This is a genomic window from Vibrio sp. 811 (assembly GCF_033339195.1).
This window is the reverse complement of sequence record NZ_JAWOUB010000648.1, coordinates 1-594: the sequence shown is the minus strand read 5'-3', so window position 1 is coordinate 594 and position 594 is coordinate 1. Positions and strand designations below refer to the sequence as shown.

General features: G+C 51.2%; 1 protein-coding gene. It reads left to right on the top strand.

Going from position 1 to position 594, the window contains the following annotated elements; genetic code table 11:
• A partial coding sequence (locus R7Q46_RS28610; protein ID WP_318078499.1) for a DNA polymerase occupies positions 1-594 on the top strand: 594 nt, incomplete at both ends.

Below are 594 nucleotides of genomic sequence, written 5' to 3'. Positions count from 1 at the left end.
ACCAATGAAGAGGTGTTGCAGGAGCTTGCGTTGGATTACCCACTGCCAAAACTGATCCTAGAATACCGTGGCTTAGCGAAGCTGAAGTCGACATACACAGACAAGCTGCCGAAGATGATCAACCCTTCAACTGGTCGTGTACACACCTCTTACCATCAAGCGGTGACTGCGACAGGTCGTTTGTCATCTACCGATCCAAACTTGCAGAACATTCCAATCCGTAACGAAGAAGGTCGTCGTATTCGTCAGGCGTTTGTAGCTCCTGCTGGTTACAAGGTTCTGGCTGTCGACTACTCGCAAATCGAGCTGCGTATTATGGCGCACCTTTCTGGCGACCAAGCGCTGCTTGATGCCTTCCGTGACGGTAAAGACATTCACGCCGCAACCGCAGCAGAAATCATGGGAGTGTCTATTGATCAGGTATCAAGTGAGCAGCGTCGCCGTGCAAAAGCGGTGAACTTTGGTCTGATTTACGGCATGAGCGCATTCGGCTTGGCAAAACAGCTGGGCATTCCTCGTGGTGAAGCGCAAGCTTACATGGACAAATACTTCGAGCGTTACCCAGGTGTAATGCAGTACATGGAAGACACGCGC